This is a genomic window from Pseudomonas sp. NPDC087336 (assembly GCF_044744285.1).
Taxonomy (GTDB): Bacteria; Pseudomonadota; Gammaproteobacteria; order Pseudomonadales; family Pseudomonadaceae; genus Aquipseudomonas.
The window spans coordinates 127,897-144,576 of sequence record NZ_JBIUYA010000015.1 but is presented as its reverse complement, the minus strand read 5'-3'; the positions used below and the strand labels follow the sequence as shown (position 1 = coordinate 144,576).

The window sequence follows — 16,680 nt, the reverse complement described above, 5'->3', positions numbered from 1 at the left end:
GCAGAGCGTCCGAAGAGGCATTCCCACGCAGAGCGTGGGAACGATCCTCTAATTTCTCTGGGCTAAAAACTCGAGCAACGCCTCGGTGACAAACCCCGGATTCTCCAGATTGGAAATATGCCCCGCCTCCGGCACCAGCACATACGGGCATCCGATCAACCCGGCCATTTCAATCGTTTCGCTGGGCGGACGTGGCTTGTCCTGATCACCACACATCAGCAACGTGGTCGCGGCGTTCAATTCGCCCAGGCGCGGCAGCAAATCATCCCGGCCAAAGGTGATTCGCCCCATCGGCACAATGCTTTCACGCAGCCGCTCAGGCGGCAGCGCGGCGAGTTTGACGCGAAATTCCTGATAAAGCGCGGACTGCGGATCGATGCCCGGACGGAAGAAGATCGGCACCACGATATCCAGCAATTGCGCTGAAATGACGCCGGTCTCTTCAATCATCTTGAACAGCGAAAAGTAGTACTGCCGAGTCGGTTCCGGCTCCACACCCACGAAGGTGTCCATCAGCACCAGACCGTTGAGCCGTTGCGGTGCCGACAGCGCCAGACGCACACCCCACATGCCACCCACCGACAGGCCGACCAGGGTCACGCGATCGATGTCCAGGTGATCGAGCAGGGCCAAGGCCTGGCGTGCGATGTCATCCAGCGAGGTTGTACTGGCAGGCAGCGGTCCAGATTCACCGTGGCCCCACAGGTCCAGGGCGATCACCCGATATTGTTGCGACAATACGGCAATCTGCGGTGCCCACATGGCCTGGTCCCACAGGTAGCTGCCGGCCAGCAGGACGGCTGGGCCAGTGCCTTGATCGATGTAGTGGAGGGGTTGTCCGTCGATGGTTACGAAGGGCATCGCAGTGGCTCCGTTTGAAAATGGAGCCGCAAGATTGAGCGGCTGACGGTTTGCCGTCAATCACACGATTGTATGCGTGCGTACCGGCCCCTTCGCTGGCAAGCCAGCTCCTACAGTGTTTTGTGGTGTTCACATGTTATGTGTTCACCCACTAACCTGTGGGAGCTGGCTTGCCAGCGATTGGGGTCGGCACAGACACTGGAGAATCAAAGCCCCTCCAACTCCGCCATCAAATCATTCAACCGATCCACCTTCTCCTCGGTGATATCGTTGGCCGCCAATCCGTCGATATACCCGGCCAATTCCTCCACCGTGCTGCATTCGAACATCGCCCGCAACGGCACATCGCGCTGCAGGGTTTTCTGCACCCGCGAGGCGATCTGCGTGGCCAGCAGCGAATGCCCGCCCAGTTCGAAGAAGTTGTCGCGGATGCCGACTTTCTCGACCTTCAGCACCTCGGCCCAGATATCCGCCAACGTCTGCTCCAGGTCGTTGCGCGGCGCCTGGTAGTCCTGGCTTTGCAAATGACCGATCTCCAGCGTCGGCAGGGCCTTGCGGTCCAGTTTGCCGTTGGCGTTGAGCGGCATCCCGTCGAGCCACAGCCAGTGCAGCGGCACCATGTATTCCGGCAGCTCGGCGCGCAGGCGTTGCTTGATGCGCTCTAGTCGTTCCGCCGGATCGAGCGTTGCATCCGCCGCCACCAGGTAGCCCACCAGATGCTTGCCATTGACCCCTTCCTGCACACCGACCGCCGCGTCGCGGACTTGCGGCTGTTCATGCAGGCGCGCTTCGATTTCACCCAGTTCGATGCGGTAACCGCGGATCTTCACCTGATGGTCGATACGCCCGACGTATTCCAGCACGCCGTCACTGCGACGGCGGGCCAGGTCGCCGGTGCGATACAGGCGATCGCCCGGTGCACCGAACGGGTTTGGCACAAACACCTGGGCCGTGCGCAACGGATCGCTGACGTAACCACGCCCGACCCCGGTGCCAGCCACGCACAACTCGCCCACCGCACCCAGCGGCACCAGTTCCAGCGCGCCGTCGAGCAGGTACAGGCGGTTGTTGTCGGTCGGCGTACCGATCGGCAAGTAGCTGCCGCGGGTGGAGGCCATGTCGACGCGGAAGAACGCCACGTCATCCGAGCATTCCGCCGGGCCATAGGCATTCACCAGCCCGATCTGCGGGTAACGCAGCAGCCATTGATGCGCCAATTCCGGCGGCATCGCCTCACCCGTCGGCAGCATCCAGCGCAGGCCATCGAGGCTCATGCGTTCCTGGGCGAGCATGCCCTGGATCAGCGACGGCACACTTTCCAGCACGGTGATGCCCTGGCTTTGTACGTGTGCCAGCAAGCCCTGCGGGTCGTGGGCGATGCTGTTCGGCACGATGTCCACCCGCGCGCCGAACAACGGCGCGGCGAGGAATTGCCAGACCGAAATATCGAAGCTTTGCGAAGCGGTCTGGGCAATCACGTCAGCCTCGCCCAAGCTCAGGTACGGCACCTTGCTCAACTGGTTATTGAGCATGCCGCGCTGTTCGACCATCACGCCCTTGGGCAAACCGGTGGAGCCGGAGGTGTAGATCACGTAGGCCAGGTTGTCCGGCCCGCTGTGGATGCCCGGATTGGCCACCGAGACATCGCTCGCCTGCACGTCTTCCCACACCAGCAAGCGCGGCCGACTGGCGCAACCGAACTCATCCAGCAACGCCAGCGCTTGCGCGTGACAGGCACGTGTGCACAGCAGCAACGGCGTGCGGCTCAAGTCGATGATGCGACTCAAGCGCTGGCTCGGCAGCCCTGGGTCCAGCGGCAGATAACCGGCACCGGCCTTGAAGCTGCCGATGATCATGCCGAGCAAATCGAGGTTGCGTTCGGCCAGCAGCGCCACCGGTTGATCCAGCCCGACGCCAGCGGCAATCAGCGCATGGCCAAGGCGGTTACTGCGCTGGTTCAACTCAAGGTAGCTGTAGTGCTGATCCAGGCAACTGGCGGCGATGCGCTGCGGATGCGCCGCCACTTGCGCTTCAAACAATGCGACGTAACTCTGCTCCAGGGGATAAACGTGTTCGCTCTGGTTGCAGCCGTGGATCAGGAAGTCCTGCTCCTGCGCACCCAGCAGCGGCAGGTCTGCCATGTCGCCATGGAAGCCTTCGACCAGCGCCAGCAGCAACCGCTTGAACTCGCCGAGCATGCGCTCGACGGTGGACTCATCGAAATAACGCTGGTCATAGGACAGGTGCAAGCCCAGGTCATCCCCTGGATAACACACCGCCGTCAGTGGGAAGTTGGTGTGGGTGCGGCCCGAATCCGAGGTCGCATTCAGACTTTGCGCACGGTCCAGCACCGAGACTTCCACCGGGGCGTTCTCGAACACGAACAGGCTGTCGAACAGCGGCTGGCCCTTGGGCAGTTCGCTGTTTTCCTGAATGCTCACCAGCGGCAGGTACTCGTACTCACGCAGTTGCATGTTGCTGTCGAGCAAAGCGCTCAGCCATTGGCGCACGCTGCAACGTTGATCGTCGTCAGGCATTTTCACCCGCAGCGCGATGCTGTTGATGAACAGGCCGACGGTGCGTTGCATCTCTGGCATCTCGACCGGACGTCCGGCCACCGTCACCCCGAACAGCACGTCGCGATCGCCGCTCAACCGGCGCAATACCAGGGCCCACGCCGCCTGGGCAAAGGTGTTGATGGTCAGCTGGTGCGCCTGGGCCAGTTCACGCAGCCGCGCACCGTCACGGGCATCGAGGCGGGTGTAGCGGTCGCCGACGAACATGCCGCCGCTGTCGCCGGCATGTTCGCGCAGGAACGGCCGGTCGCTCGGGATCGGCGTGGTCCGCTCAAAACCTTGCAGATTGGTTTTCCACCACTGCCGCGCTTCAGCCAGGCTCTGGTGTTGCAACCAGGCGATATAGTCGCGGTAACGCGGCGGTACGGCCAACTGCGCTTCCCGGCCTTCGCCGAGGGCAGTGTAGATCTCGAAGAAGTCGTTCATCAGCAACGAACGGCACCAGGCATCGATCAGGATGTGGTGGTTGCTCATCATGAACCAGTACCGCGCCGCCCCCACCCGGATCAAGCGCAGGTGGAACGGTGCCTGGTTGAGCAGATCGAACCCCGCCTCGCGTTCGGACTTGAGCAAGGCTTGCAGCTTCGGCTCCTGCTCGGCGGCAGCGATCTCGCTCCAGTCCAGGTACTCGATCGGCGGGCTGCCCGGCTTGTGGATAACCTGCAGCATGTCTTCACCGACATTCCAGCAGAACGAGGCGCGCAAGGCTTCGTGACGGGCGATCACCGTTTGCCAGGCCTGGGCGAAACGTTGCGCATCGAGTTCGCTGTTGATGCGGTAGCGATCCTGCATGTAGTACAGGCCCGTGCCCGGTTCCAGCAGGGTGTGCAGCAGCATGCCTTCCTGCATCGGCGTCAACGGGTAGACGTCTTCGATCTGCGCCGCTGGAATCGGCAGCACATCCAGTTGCGCCTGGTTCAGTTTCGCCAGCGGGAAGTCCGACGGCGTCAGGCCGCCCGCGTCATCACGCAGGCAGTGCTCGATCAGGCTGCACAATTCGCCCAGGTAGGCATCGGCCAGCTCGCTGATGGTCTGGGGGGCATAACGTTCGGCGCTGAAGGTCCAGCGCAGCACCAGTTCGCCGCCGTAGACCTGACTGTCGACGCTCAATTCATTAGGCAACGGTGCCCGCGCATCGTGGGCCGCGCCGATGGCTTCATCCAGCGGATGAAACAGCGCATCGGCTGCAAAGCTCTGGTCGAACTGACCCAGGTAGTTGAAGGTGATCGGCGCCGCTGGCAGCTCGGCCATGCGCTGACGGCTCGGCTCATCCGCCAGATAACGCAGCACGCCATACCCCAGCCCTTTGTGCGGCACGGCACGCAGTTGCTCCTTGATCGCCTTGATCGAGGCGCCCTGCCCGGCCGCCTCCTCGATGTTCGAGGGTGTCAGGCGCAGCGGGTAGGCGCTGGTGAACCAGCCGACGGTGCGGGTCAGGTCAATTTCGTCGAACAGCGCCTCGCGGCCATGGCCTTCGAGTTGAACCAGCGCCGATTCGTGACCGCTCCAACGGCACAACACACGGGCCAATGCGGTCAGCAGCAGGTCGTTGACCTGGGTGCGATAAGCACTCGGCGCCTGTTGCAGCAATTGCCGGGTGCGCTCGCTGTCGAGGCGCACGCTGACGGTTTGCGCATGACGATGCTGACGACCACCTTCCGGCCGATCGCAAGGCAATTCGGCGCTCGGCCCGGCCAATTGCGCCTGCCACCAGCCCAGTTCTTCACGCAGGGATTCGCTGCCGGCATAGGCCTGCAAGCGGGCGGCCCAATCCTTGAAGGCGCTGGTCTTGGCCGGCAGTTTCACCGGCTGTTGCGCGTCGAGTTGGCGATAGACGTTTTGCAAATCGTCCAGCAGCACGCGCCATGAAACGCCGTCGATCACCAGGTGGTGAATCGCAATGAACAAGCGTTGCTGACCCTGGGGACCATCGACCAGCAACACGCGCAGCAACGGCCCCTCTTCGAGATCGAGGCTGCACTGGGCGTCGGCGAACAGGGCGGTGCACTTGTCCATGGACGAGACGCGGACTTGCCACAGTACCGGCATCTCGGAAAGCGCCTGGTGCTTTGCCTGCCATTGACTGCCCACCTGGCTGAAACGCAAGCGCAACGCATCGTGCTGTTCAATCACCGCCAGCAGCGCTTGTTCCAGGCGATGGGGTTCCAGGACCTCGCTCGGTTGCAGCAGCAACGCCTGGTTCCAGTGTTGGCGCTGGGGAATGGCGGTGTCGAAGAACCAGTGCTGGATCGGCGTCAGGCGCGACTCACCGCTGAGCAAGCCTTGCTCGGCGGTCACCTGCTCGGTGCGGGTCGCCACGGCGGCGAGGGTCTGCACGGTCTGGTGCTGGAACAGGTCGCGGGGGCTGAAGTGAATGCCCTGCTGACGCGCGCGACTGACCACCTGAATCGACAGGATCGAGTCGCCACCGAGCTCGAAGAAGTTATCGTTGAGCCCGACCTGTTCGACGTTCAGCACTTCGCACCAGATCTGCGCCAACGTCAGCTCCAGCTCGTTGCTCGGCGCCACATACTGCTGGCGGTTCAGCTCCGGGTCTGGCGCCGGCAGTGCGCGGCGGTCGAGTTTGCCGTTGGCGGTCAGCGGCATGCTCGCCAGCAGGATCAGGTGCGTGGGCACCATGTAATCCGGCAGCTGGGACTTGAGGTGCGACTTGAGTGATTCACGCAGGGCGGTTTGTTGCGACGGGTCCTGTTCGGCAACGTCCGTGACCAGATAGCCGACCAGCTGCTTGCCGCTCGGAGCATCGAGCGCCAACACCACCGCTTCACGCACCGATTCATGCTCCAGCAATCGGGTTTCGATTTCGCCCAGTTCGATGCGGAAACCGCGAATCTTCACTTGATGGTCGATACGCCCCAGGTACTCCACCAGGCCATCGGCGCGCTGGCGCACCAGGTCGCCGGTACGGTAGATACGCCCACCGTTGCCCGCAAATGGATCGGCAACAAAACGCTCCGCGGTCATCCCCGCACGCTGGTGATACCCCTGGGCCAGGCCGGCACCACCGACGTACAACTCGCCGGTCGCGCCCTGCGGCACCAATGCCAGGTCGGCATCGAGAATGTACGCCACGCGATCACCGATCACGCTGCCGATCGGTACGCTGCCGACGCCTTCTTCCAACACCTCGGGAGCCAGGCTGGCCAGGGGCATGACCACGGTTTCCGTCGGGCCGTAGGCATTGAAGAACAGGTTCGGATTAAACGCCGCACGAATACGCGCCAGGTGTTCACCGGTCAGCGCCTCGCCGCCGGTGATGATCATGCGCACCGGCAGGGTTGCGCTTTGCGTCGCCAGCCACTGCGCCAACTGGCTGCCGTAGCTCGGGGTGAAGCCGAGGATGTTGATGTGGTGGCGACGGATCAGCCCGCAGATCTCTTGCGCATCCCATTGGCCCTGGGCACGCAGCACAACCTGGGCACCGCTCAACAGCGGCACCAACAGGCGTTCGGTGGCGGCGTCGAAGTTGATCGAATAGAAGTGCAACTCGCAGTCGTCCGGGCGCATGGCGAAACGTTCGATCACGGCGCGGCAATGCATGGCGATTTCGCCGTGGGACACCACCACGCCTTTCGGTTTACCGGTGGAACCCGAGGTGTAGATCAGGTACGCCTGATGTTGTGGCAGGCTGATGCATGGCAGTTCGGCCAGCGGATAATTGGCCAGCGCCGCCGTATCTTCCTCCAGGCACCAGCGGCCGACGCCCACGGGCAAATCGCCAAGGGCCTGGAACATCGCCGCGTCACTGAGCAACAAACCGACGCCGCTGTCCTCGATCATGTAGTGTAAGCGATCCAGCGGGTATTCCGGGTCCAGCGGCACGTAGGCGCCACCGGCCTTGAGGATCGCCAGCAGACCGACGACCATCTCCAGCGACCGCTCCAGCGCCAGGCCCACCCGCACCTGTGGGCCGACACCGCGCTCGCGCAGCATCCAGGCCAGGCGATTGGCGCGGCTGTCGAGTTCGGCGTAGCTCAGGGTTTGCCCGGCAAAGGTCAGTGCTGGCGCATCGGGTCGCGCCAGCGCCTGTTCGCTGAACAGCTGATGGATGCACTGGTCGAGTCGATGCTCGCCCGGCTCGACGCCAAGGCTGTCGAGCAGCTGTTGTTGTTCGCCGGCTTCGAGCAAGGGCAACTCACTGAGGCGCTGCTGCGGATCGGCAATCAGCGCCTCCAGCAGGTTGCGCCAATGGGCGGCCATGCGCGCAATGCGCGGCTCGTCGAACAGATCGGTGCTGTAGGTCAGGCAGCAACCGAGGCGATGATCGAGGTCGGTGACTTCCAGGTTGAGGTCGAACTTCGTCGCGCGGGCATCGTTGGCCAGGTATTGCACGGTCATGCCGGCCAGGGTGCGGCTCTGCTGGAACTCCCAGCGCTGCACGTTGCACATCACCTGGAACAGCGGGTTGTAGGCGGCGCTGCGCGGTGGCTGCAAGGCTTCCACCAGATGATCGAACGGCAGATCCTGATGGGACTGGCCCTCGATCACGGTGTGACGAACCTGCTCGAACAACTCGCCGACGGACATCTGCCCATCGAGCTGGCAACGCAGCACCTGGGTGTTGAGGAACGCGCCGATCAGCCCTTCGCTTTCCGGGCGAATCCGGTTGGCCACCGGCGCGCCGATGCGCAGGTCGGTCTGGCCGCTATAGCGATACAGCAACGTGGCCAGGGCGGCGGTCATGGTCATGAACAGGGTCAAACCGTTTTGCGCATTGAAGGCGCGCACCCGTGCCGCCAGGTCATCGCTGAGGTCGAAACGGTACAACTCACCCTGGTGGCTTTGCACCGGTGGACGTGGACGGTCGGCCGGCAATTCCAGCAGCGGATGCTCGCGGCCCAGTTGCGCCGTCCAGTAGTCGAGCTGGCGCTGGCGTTCACCGGACTCCAGCCATTGGCGCTGCCAGACGCTGTAATCCAGGTACTGCACCGGCAACGGTGCCAGCGGTGATTCGCGATCCTCGACGAAGGCTTCGTACAGCGCACTGAGTTCCCGGGCAAAGATGTCCATCGCCCAGCCCTCGGTGACGATGTGGTGCAGGGTCAACACCAGGTAATGTTCCTGCTCGGCGGTCTTGACCAGGCAGGCGCGCAGCAGCGGTCCGGTTTCCAGATCGAAGGGTTTGTGCGCCTCATCGTCGGCCAGTTGCTGCACTTGCCACTCGCGGCCATCGGCATCCAGCGCGGTGAAATCCTTGCAGTCCATGCACACACCTGTCTCGGCGTGCACCTGCTGGCGCGCGACGCCATCGACGCTCGGGAAAGTGGTGCGCAGGGTTTCGTGACGCATGATCAAGGCCTGCAACGCGGCCTCGAAACGCTCGACATCCAGCACCCCACGCAAGCGCGCCATACCGCCGACGTTGTAGGCCGGGCTGTCCGGCTCCATCTGCCAGAGGAACCACATGCGCTGCTGGGAATAGGACAGCGGCACCGCTTGGCTGCGGTCGACCTTGGCAATCGGCGGCTGTTCGTTGGTACGGCCGCTGGCCTGGATCAGGCGCACCCGTTCGGCAAACGCACCGAGCTCACTGTGTTCGAACAGCGCGCGCAGCGGCAACTCGACGTCGCAGGCCTGGCGCGTGCGGGAAATGATTTGCGTGGCCAGCAGCGAATGGCCGCCGAGGGCGAAGAAGTCATCGCGCAGGCCGACTTGTTCAACGCCCAACATCTGACGCCAGATGCCGGCGATCTGCTGCTCCAATGCAGTTACCGGCGCCACGTGTTCACGCACCTGCCACTGGGGCTCCGGCAAGGCCCGGCGGTCGAGTTTACCGCTCGGGCTGAGGGGCATTTGCTCCAGGCGCATCAGTTGTGCCGGAACCATGTATTCCGGCAGTTCGGCCGTCAGCGCGTTTTTCAGGCGAGTGCTTTGGGCTTCTTCGGATTCAGTGGAATCAGCAGTGTAGTAACCGATCAACTGACCACCGGCTGACGTTTCGCGGACCAGCACCACGGCTTGGGTGACGCCGACTTGCGCCAACAGCCGCGCTTCGATTTCTTCCGGTTCGACACGGAAGCCGCGCAGCTTGACCTGCTGATCGAGACGTCCCAGGTATTCGATCACACCATCGGCGGTCCAGCGCGCACGGTCACCGGTGCGGTACAGACGCCCTCCCTGCTCGCCCAGCGGATCGACCACAAAACGCTCGGCGGTCAGGCCCGGGCGGCCCAAGTAACCACGGGCCAGGCCGATGCCGCTGATGCACAGTTCACCCGGCACACCGGCCGGTACGGGATTCAGATCACTGTCGAGTACGCGGCAGATCACGTTGCCCAGCGGCCGGCCAATCGGCGAGCGCTCGCCATCGGCACGGGAGCAGTGCCAATGGGTCACGTTGATCGCGGTTTCGGTCGGGCCGTAGCGGTTGTGCAACTGCACGGCCGGCAGTTGCTGCAGTACGCGGTTGCGCAGCTCGGCCGGCAGCGCTTCGCCACCGCAGAACAGCCGACGCAGGCTGGTGCATTCGGCGCTGAGCGGTTCGTCGATGAACAACGCCAGCAATGGCGGCACGAAGTGCAGCGTGGTCACCCCGTACGCTTGGACCAACTGCGCGATGCGATGCGGATCGCGGTGTTCACCCGGCCCGGCAAGCAGCAGCCGGGCCCCGGTGATCAGCGGCCAGAAGCACTCCCACACCGACACGTCGAAACTGATCGGCGCCTTCTGCATCAGCACATCGGTTTCATTCAGGCGGTAAGTGTCCTGCATCCATTGCAGACGTTCGGCGAGGGCCGCGTGGGTGTTGCCGACGCCTTTCGGTTGCCCGGTCGAGCCGGAGGTGTAGATCACGTAGGCCAGGTTGTCGCCGTGCAGGTGCAGGCCCGGCGTGTGGCTTGGCCAACTCTCCAAATGCAGTGCATCCATGGCGATGACGCTTACGCCCTCGCTGGCCGGCAGGCGATCGAGCAGCTGGGTTTGGGTCAGCAGCAAATCGACCTTGCTGTCGCTGAGCATGTAGGCCAGGCGTTCGGCCGGGTAATCCGGATCGAGCGGCACATAAGCGCCACCGGCCTTGATGATCGCCAGCAGGCCGATCAGCAGTTGCGGCGAACGCTCGCAAGCAATGGCCACGCAGACATCCGGGCCGACGCCTTTGTCCCGTAGGTAATGGGCCAGGCGATTGGCCTGGGTGTGCAGCTCGGCGAAATCGAGGCTACCGCCGTCCCACAGCAGCGCGGTGCGTTCCGGGGTCTGGCGTGCCTGTTGGCTGAGCAATTCCGGCAGCCATTGGCTGGCGGGCGGGCAAGGTGCAACGGCCCACTCGGCTTGCTGATTTATTTCAGTTGCGGTCAGCAGTGGCAGCTCGCCGATGGCGGTTTGCGGTTGCTCACTGATGGCGCGCAACAGGTTGCGGTAATGCTCGGCCAGACGCTCGATGGTCGCGGTATCGAACAGCTCGCTGGCGTAGTCGAAGGACAGGCTCAAGCGCCCGTTGCGGTCTTCTTCGCTGTGCAACTGCAGGTCGAACTTGGCCTCGCGACTGTGCCACGGCAGCTCTTCGGCGAGCAGCCCTGGCAAGCGTTTCAAGGCGCTGAAATCCCGTTGCTGGTGGTTGAACATGACCTGGAACAGGCCTTGTTCACGGGCCTGCGGGAAGGCCTCGAGCAGTTGCTCGAACGGCAGGTCCTGATGCGCCTGTGCGCCCAACGCGGCCTGCCGGGTTTGCGCCAACAGCTCAACGAATGGCAGGCGCGAATCCACTTCGGCGCGCAGCACCTGGGTGTTGATGAAGAAGCCGATCAGGCCTTGGGTTTCCAGGCGCGGACGGTTGGCGTTGGGCACGCCGATGCGGATGTCGCGCGCACCGCTGTAGCGATGCAACAGGCTCTGGAACGCGGCCAGCAACAGCATGTACGGCGTGGCTTGATGCGCCTGGGCGGTTTGGCGAATGGCATCGCTCAAGTCCGCCCCCAGGCGCACGGTGTGGCGGGCAGCGCTGTGCAACTGTTGCGCCGAGCGCGGGTGGTCGCTGGCCAAACTCAGGGTTGGATGCTCCTCGCCCAACTGCGCCTTCCAGTACGCCAGTTGGCGCTCGCCCTCCCCTTGCGCCAGCCATTGGCGCTGCCAGCTGCCGTAGTCGGCGTACTGGGTCGGCAGTGGCGCAAGCGTAGCCTGTTGTCCTTGGGTCGCCGCCGCGTACAGCCGGGAAAATTCGTCGATCAACACATTCATCGACCAGCCGTCAGCGATGATGTGGTGCAGCGTTACCAGCAACTGGTGATCTTCGTCGTCGAGGCGCACCAGCGTCACCCAGAGCAACGGACCTTTCTCCAGGTCGAACTGAGTGCACGCTTCGTCCTCGCGGATTTGTTGCGCCCGGACTTCACGCTCGGCCATCGGCAAATCGCTGATGTCGATGCATTGCAGATTGAATTCAGCGGCCGCATCGACCTGCTGCAACGCCACTCCGTTACGCTCGAAGAAACGCGTGCGCAGGGATTCGTGGCGCTCGATCAACTGCTGGAAACTTGCGCGCAGGGCGTCTTCGTCCAGTTCGCCGCGCAGGCGCAAGGCGCCGGGGATGTTGTAGGCGCTGCTCTGCGGGTCGAGTTGCCAGGTGATCCACAGGCGATTTTGCGCCAGGGATTGCGGCATGGCCTGGGTGCGCGACAGCGTGCTGATCGCGCCTTGGGCCAGACCTCCGTCCTGCTGTTGCCGCGCCACCACGTCGGCGAACGCGCCCAGGGTCGGCGCTTCGAACAGCAGGCGCAGGTTCAGCTCCAGGCCGAGTTGTTCGCGTAGACGCGCCACCACTTGCGTGGCCGCGATGGAGTTACCGCCCAGCAGGAAGAAGTGATCGTCGGCAGCGACCTGCTTGACCTGCAATTGCTCGCACCAGATCTGGCCGATCAGGCTTTGCAGCTCCGAGGCGGACTCGCTGTTGCCTGCGTTTTCTGTGACCGCCGAAGGGAAGACTGCATAACTGTCGAGGCTGCCATCCGCCAGGCGATTGCGACACGCCGAGCGTTGCAATTTGCCGCTGGAAGTCTTGGGCAAGGCGCCCGGATTGAGCAGCACCACCACGCTCGGTGCTTCCTGATAGGCCTCGGCCACAGCTTGGCGGATGGCCTTGATCAAGGCCTCGGGCGGCAGGATTTTTTGCACGCTGCGGCTGATTTCCGCGGCGATACCGATGCCTTCCTGACCGTCGATATTCACCGCAAAGGCCGCAACGCGCCCTTTGCGCACCACTTCCACTTCACGCTCGACGGTCTGCTCGATGTCCTGTGGATAAAGGTTGTGCCCGCGCACGATCAACATGTCTTTCAGGCGCCCGGTGATGAACAGCTCACCGTCGCGCATGAAGCCCAGGTCACCGGTACGCAGCCATGTTTTGCCGGCATGCTGGACGAAGGTCTTGGCCGAGGCCTCCGGATTGCGCCAGTAACCGTGGGCGATGCTCGGGCCGCTGGCCCAGACTTCGCCGACCGCGTTGTCCGCCAGTTCGTTGAGCGATGCCGGGTCGATGATCAGCACTGCGTGCTCCGGCTGGCTGATGCCGCAGCTCATGATCGCGCTGCCCTCGCCGGCTTCGGCACGGTTTTGCGCCAGGGCCTGATCGTCCACTCGCAGGTTGCCGATGCCCTGGCCGCGCGGCGTACCGGCAACGAACAGCGTGGCTTCCGCCAGACCGTAGGAGGCCATGAAACTGTCTTCGCTGAAACCGCAGGTGGCGAACTTCTCGGCGAAGCGTTCCAAGGTGTCGAGACGAATCGGTTCCGACCCGGAATACGCCACGCGCCAGCCGCTCAGGTCGAGGCGCTCCAGGGCCGACTCACTGGCCCGTTCGCTGCACAGGCGATAGGCAAAATCCGGCCCGCCGCTAATAGTCCCGCCGTATTCACTGATCGCTTCGAGCCAGCGCAACGGCCGACCGAGGAAATACGCCGGCGACATCAACACGCACGGCACGCCACTGAAAATCGGCTGCAACAGGCCACCGATCAGGCCCATGTCGTGGTACAGCGGCAGCCAGCTGACGATCACGTCGTCGGGGTTCAGATCGATGCCGAAACCGTGGCGGATCAGCGATTCGTTGGCCACCAGATTGCCGTGGCTGACCTGCACACCTTTAGGTAATGCGGTGGAACCGGAGGTGTATTGCAGGAAGGCGATGTCATCGCCTGCCAGGTTCGGCGCGACCCAGCGTTCGGCGTGGGCGCTGTCGAGGGTATCAACGCACAGCAGCGGCGGCGCGCCTTCGATTTGCAGGAGCGAATCGCGCAGGCCGGCACTGGTCAGCAGCAGGCGCGGCTCGGCATCGCCGATGATCGACAGCAGGCGCTCCTGGTGATGCCGGCGCGCCGACTCCGGCGGATAGGCCGGCACCGCGATCACCCCGGCATACAGGCAACCGAAAAATGCCGCGACATAATCCGGCCCACTGGGAAACAGCAAGACCGCGCGATCGCCAAAAACGGCCTCGGCCTGCAGCGCGCCGGCAATCGTTCGGGCCCGCTGATCCAGCTCGCGATAACTGAGCACCACAGCCTGGTCCTGGGTTTCGGCGAGAAAACGCAAGGCCACCCGATCCGGCGTCAGGGCCGCGCGGCGCTGGAGGGCTTGGACCAGTGTGCTGGGGAGTTCGAACGCGTCGGTCATGAGGTTTCCTGCCTGAATTCGGCTTGCAATTGGAATCGGTGTTGTAACGTCACGCCCCATCGGGGGGCATGCAGGACGCGGTCTTCGCCGACCGCGCAAGGCATTGGCAATGCTGTGGCGTCCGGAGCTGCAGCCCGGAGCCATTCACCAATGAGAACGGATGACCTTGGCAAATAATTAGTCGACAGCCTTGCGCACCAAGCAGGCCGTGGCGCGACAGCGTGTCGCAGTTCTCACTCTGCACTTTTCAGGCGCATTACTTCTCTTTCTCAATTGACAATCATTATCATTCAACATAATTTGTCGCTCGATGTGTAGGGCGGCCCCGGCCTTCTTGTCGTCCCACTAACCTATTGGCAGCAAGGTGATTTCCAATGACGGAACAAGCGTCCACAAGCAGGTGCGATTCGCCGCTACTTCAAGCCTTCGTCGACAATCGACTGATACTGGTCAAGATTGCAGCCCGCATCACCGGCTGCCGCTCGCGCGCTGAAGATGTGGTGCAAGACGCGTTCTTCCGCCTGCAATCGGCGCCGAACATCACCTCCTCCTTCAAGGCACAGCTCAGCTACCTGTTCCAGATCGTGCGCAACCTGGCCATCGACCACTACCGCAAGCAGGCCCTGGAACAGAAATACTCCGGCCCTGAAGAAGAAGGTCTCAACGTGGTCATCCAGGGCGCCTCCCCGGAAACCTCGCACATCAACTTCTCCACCCTGGAAAACATCGCCGACGCATTGACCGAACTGCCGAGCCGGACGCGTTATGCGTTTGAGATGTACCGTCTGCATGGCGTACCGCAGAAGGACATTGCCAAGGAGTTGGGGGTGTCACCGACGCTGGTGAACTTCATGATTCGCGATGCGCTGGTGCATTGCCGGAAGGTGTCGGGGAGTCGGGGGGATACGTTTGCCCAGCGTTGAGGCTTGATCGCCCGATCAAGAAAGCCATTCTGAAATTCGCGACGAATCAGTCGCCCTGCAGCAAACCTGAGCTGTATTCGCTGAAACTGCTGCCAAGTGCACTGCCCTGGAAATTCAGTTTGCCGGGGGTGCTGCTGTGGCTTGGGGTAAAACCAGCAGACGGCTGGCAGTCTTCGGAATAACAGCTGTGGGTACTCGTTCCCGAACAGGCACTCAACAGCAAAGCGCTGGCGATTAGCGCGACTTTGATTTGGGTTGAGATCATTTTTCAGATTCCTGTGGGGAGGCGCGTTGATTTGAGCCGACACCTTCATCCTAGGCCGCTGACCCGTCGCCTATAATGAAACCTGGATGAGTGACAGGGTTCGTTCAGGATCGGTGGTTTTGCGCACAACTCTCCCGGCGTCCGTCCAACCGCTACCCGTCCCCCAAACTTATGTATTAAAGACAGCTGTTTTCCGGGAGCTTACATTCGCTCACCGGCAAGGACGCATTCCAACCAGACACTCACGCCGAAGGCACTGAGTAAAATGCGTTACATAGCCATCCTCCTCATAGCCATCATCTTCGCCATCCTTGCCTTGGCGCTGTATGGTTGGTATCGCCACCTGCGGGACGATGAAGATGACCTTGTTTAGCCTGCGTGAGCGTAGTTTGCAGTCAGGTCTCAGGGTTGGAAGCAGGCTCCCCTTGAGCTCTCACCCCAAACAACCGGTCGGCTATCTGAGGACCTCGCTCCAGCCCTTCTTCCGTCAACCAGATCGATTTGTTCTTGTTTACCGGATTGCTGATGAAACCCTGTTCATGCAATCGGTTCATGGTCTCGAAGTCGAACCTTTTCCAGGCATTGCCGTCGTCGGAACTGAAGGTTGTCAAAAGGGCGGTGTAGCCGTCGCAGTACATCATATTCACGGGGTAACTCCTGCCTGGTCAAGGAAAGCCCGGGCGTCACGAGAAACTGGCAGCGTGAAAACCGAAACTGGTGTCCAGAATTACTTGACCCGTTCAGTCCAGCATTTCGCCTGGATACCGATCGGCGCTTTCTGAATGATCCATCCGCATATAAACAACTTTTTAGCGGCCCCGCCATTTGAGAAGAAAAAATCATTTTGGTGCTTCTTGAATCGTTTTTCTGACGTCGCTATATATTTTTGTACGCGATGCCGAAACCGGGTCGCGGCATAAATCACTTGGAGAAAACTCAGGAGATTTAGCAATGGCTACTACCGTTTCGTTAGCCCCACTGTTCCGTCAGTCGGTAGGCTTTGATCGTTTCAACGACCTTTTTGAATCCGCGCTACGCAGCGAGGCGGCCTCGACTACCTATCCACCTCATAACGTCGAGAAGCATGGCGATGATCACTATCGAATCGTCATAGCTGTGGCGGGTTTATCTGAGGAGGATCTGGACATTCAAGTCGAAAAGGAAGTTTTGACCATCGTCGGTGGCAAGCGAGAGAGCGATAAGGAGGCGATTTACCTTCATCAGGGAATCGCTCAACGTGCATTTCGTCTGTCTTTCCGATTAGCGGATCACATTGAGGTTCAAAATGCATCGTTGTCCAATGGATTGTTGAGCATAGATCTGCTGCGGGTTGTACCCGAGGAAGCCAAGCCCCGGCGCATCAACATCGATGGCCCGGGCAAGTCTGATCTGAAACAAATCAACTGACAGCAGCAAACGAGGCGCTCTA

General features: G+C 62.1%; 6 protein-coding genes. 2 read left to right on the top strand and 4 right to left on the bottom strand.

The genetic code is table 11. The features are described from left to right. Nucleotides 1-48: 48 nt before the first annotated feature. Both ACIO0C_RS17070 and ACIO0C_RS17065 read right to left on the bottom strand, forming a co-directional pair. Nucleotides 49-861, bottom strand: coding sequence for an alpha/beta fold hydrolase (locus ACIO0C_RS17070; protein WP_401313940.1), 813 nt, complete (start codon nt 859-861; stop codon nt 49-51). Nucleotides 862-1,067: 206 nt separating this feature from the next. Continuing rightward, nucleotides 1,068-14,063: a non-ribosomal peptide synthetase gene (locus ACIO0C_RS17065; RefSeq protein WP_401313938.1), complete on the bottom strand. Its 12,996-nt coding sequence runs from the start codon at nt 14,061-14,063 to the stop codon at nt 1,068-1,070. Nucleotides 14,064-14,437: 374 nt separating this feature from the next. Between ACIO0C_RS17065 and ACIO0C_RS17060 the strand changes: the two genes are divergently transcribed. Further along, on the top strand, nt 14,438-14,986 hold the full coding sequence (locus ACIO0C_RS17060) for an RNA polymerase factor sigma-70 (protein ID WP_020795936.1): 549 nt from the start codon (nt 14,438-14,440) through the stop codon (nt 14,984-14,986). A 46-nt stretch (nt 14,987-15,032) separates the two neighbouring features. Here the strand turns inward: ACIO0C_RS17060 and ACIO0C_RS17055 are convergent, their stop codons facing one another. Beyond that, nucleotides 15,033-15,251 (bottom strand): hypothetical protein, encoded by a 219-nt coding sequence (locus tag ACIO0C_RS17055; protein ID WP_401313936.1) that lies wholly within the window; start codon nt 15,249-15,251, stop codon nt 15,033-15,035. Nucleotides 15,252-15,646: 395 nt separating this feature from the next. Next, the gene (locus tag ACIO0C_RS17050) at nt 15,647-15,892 is read right to left on the bottom strand and encodes a DUF6429 family protein (RefSeq protein WP_401313993.1); all 246 of its coding nucleotides are present in this window, start codon (nt 15,890-15,892) and stop codon (nt 15,647-15,649) included. A gap of 310 nt (nt 15,893-16,202) precedes the next feature. Here ACIO0C_RS17050 and ACIO0C_RS17045 point away from each other — a divergent pair, with 310 nt between their 5' ends. Continuing rightward, a complete protein-coding gene (locus tag ACIO0C_RS17045) occupies nt 16,203-16,658 on the top strand; it encodes an Hsp20 family protein (protein ID WP_401313934.1) in 456 nt (151 codons plus the stop codon). Nucleotides 16,659-16,680 lie beyond the last annotated feature (22 nt).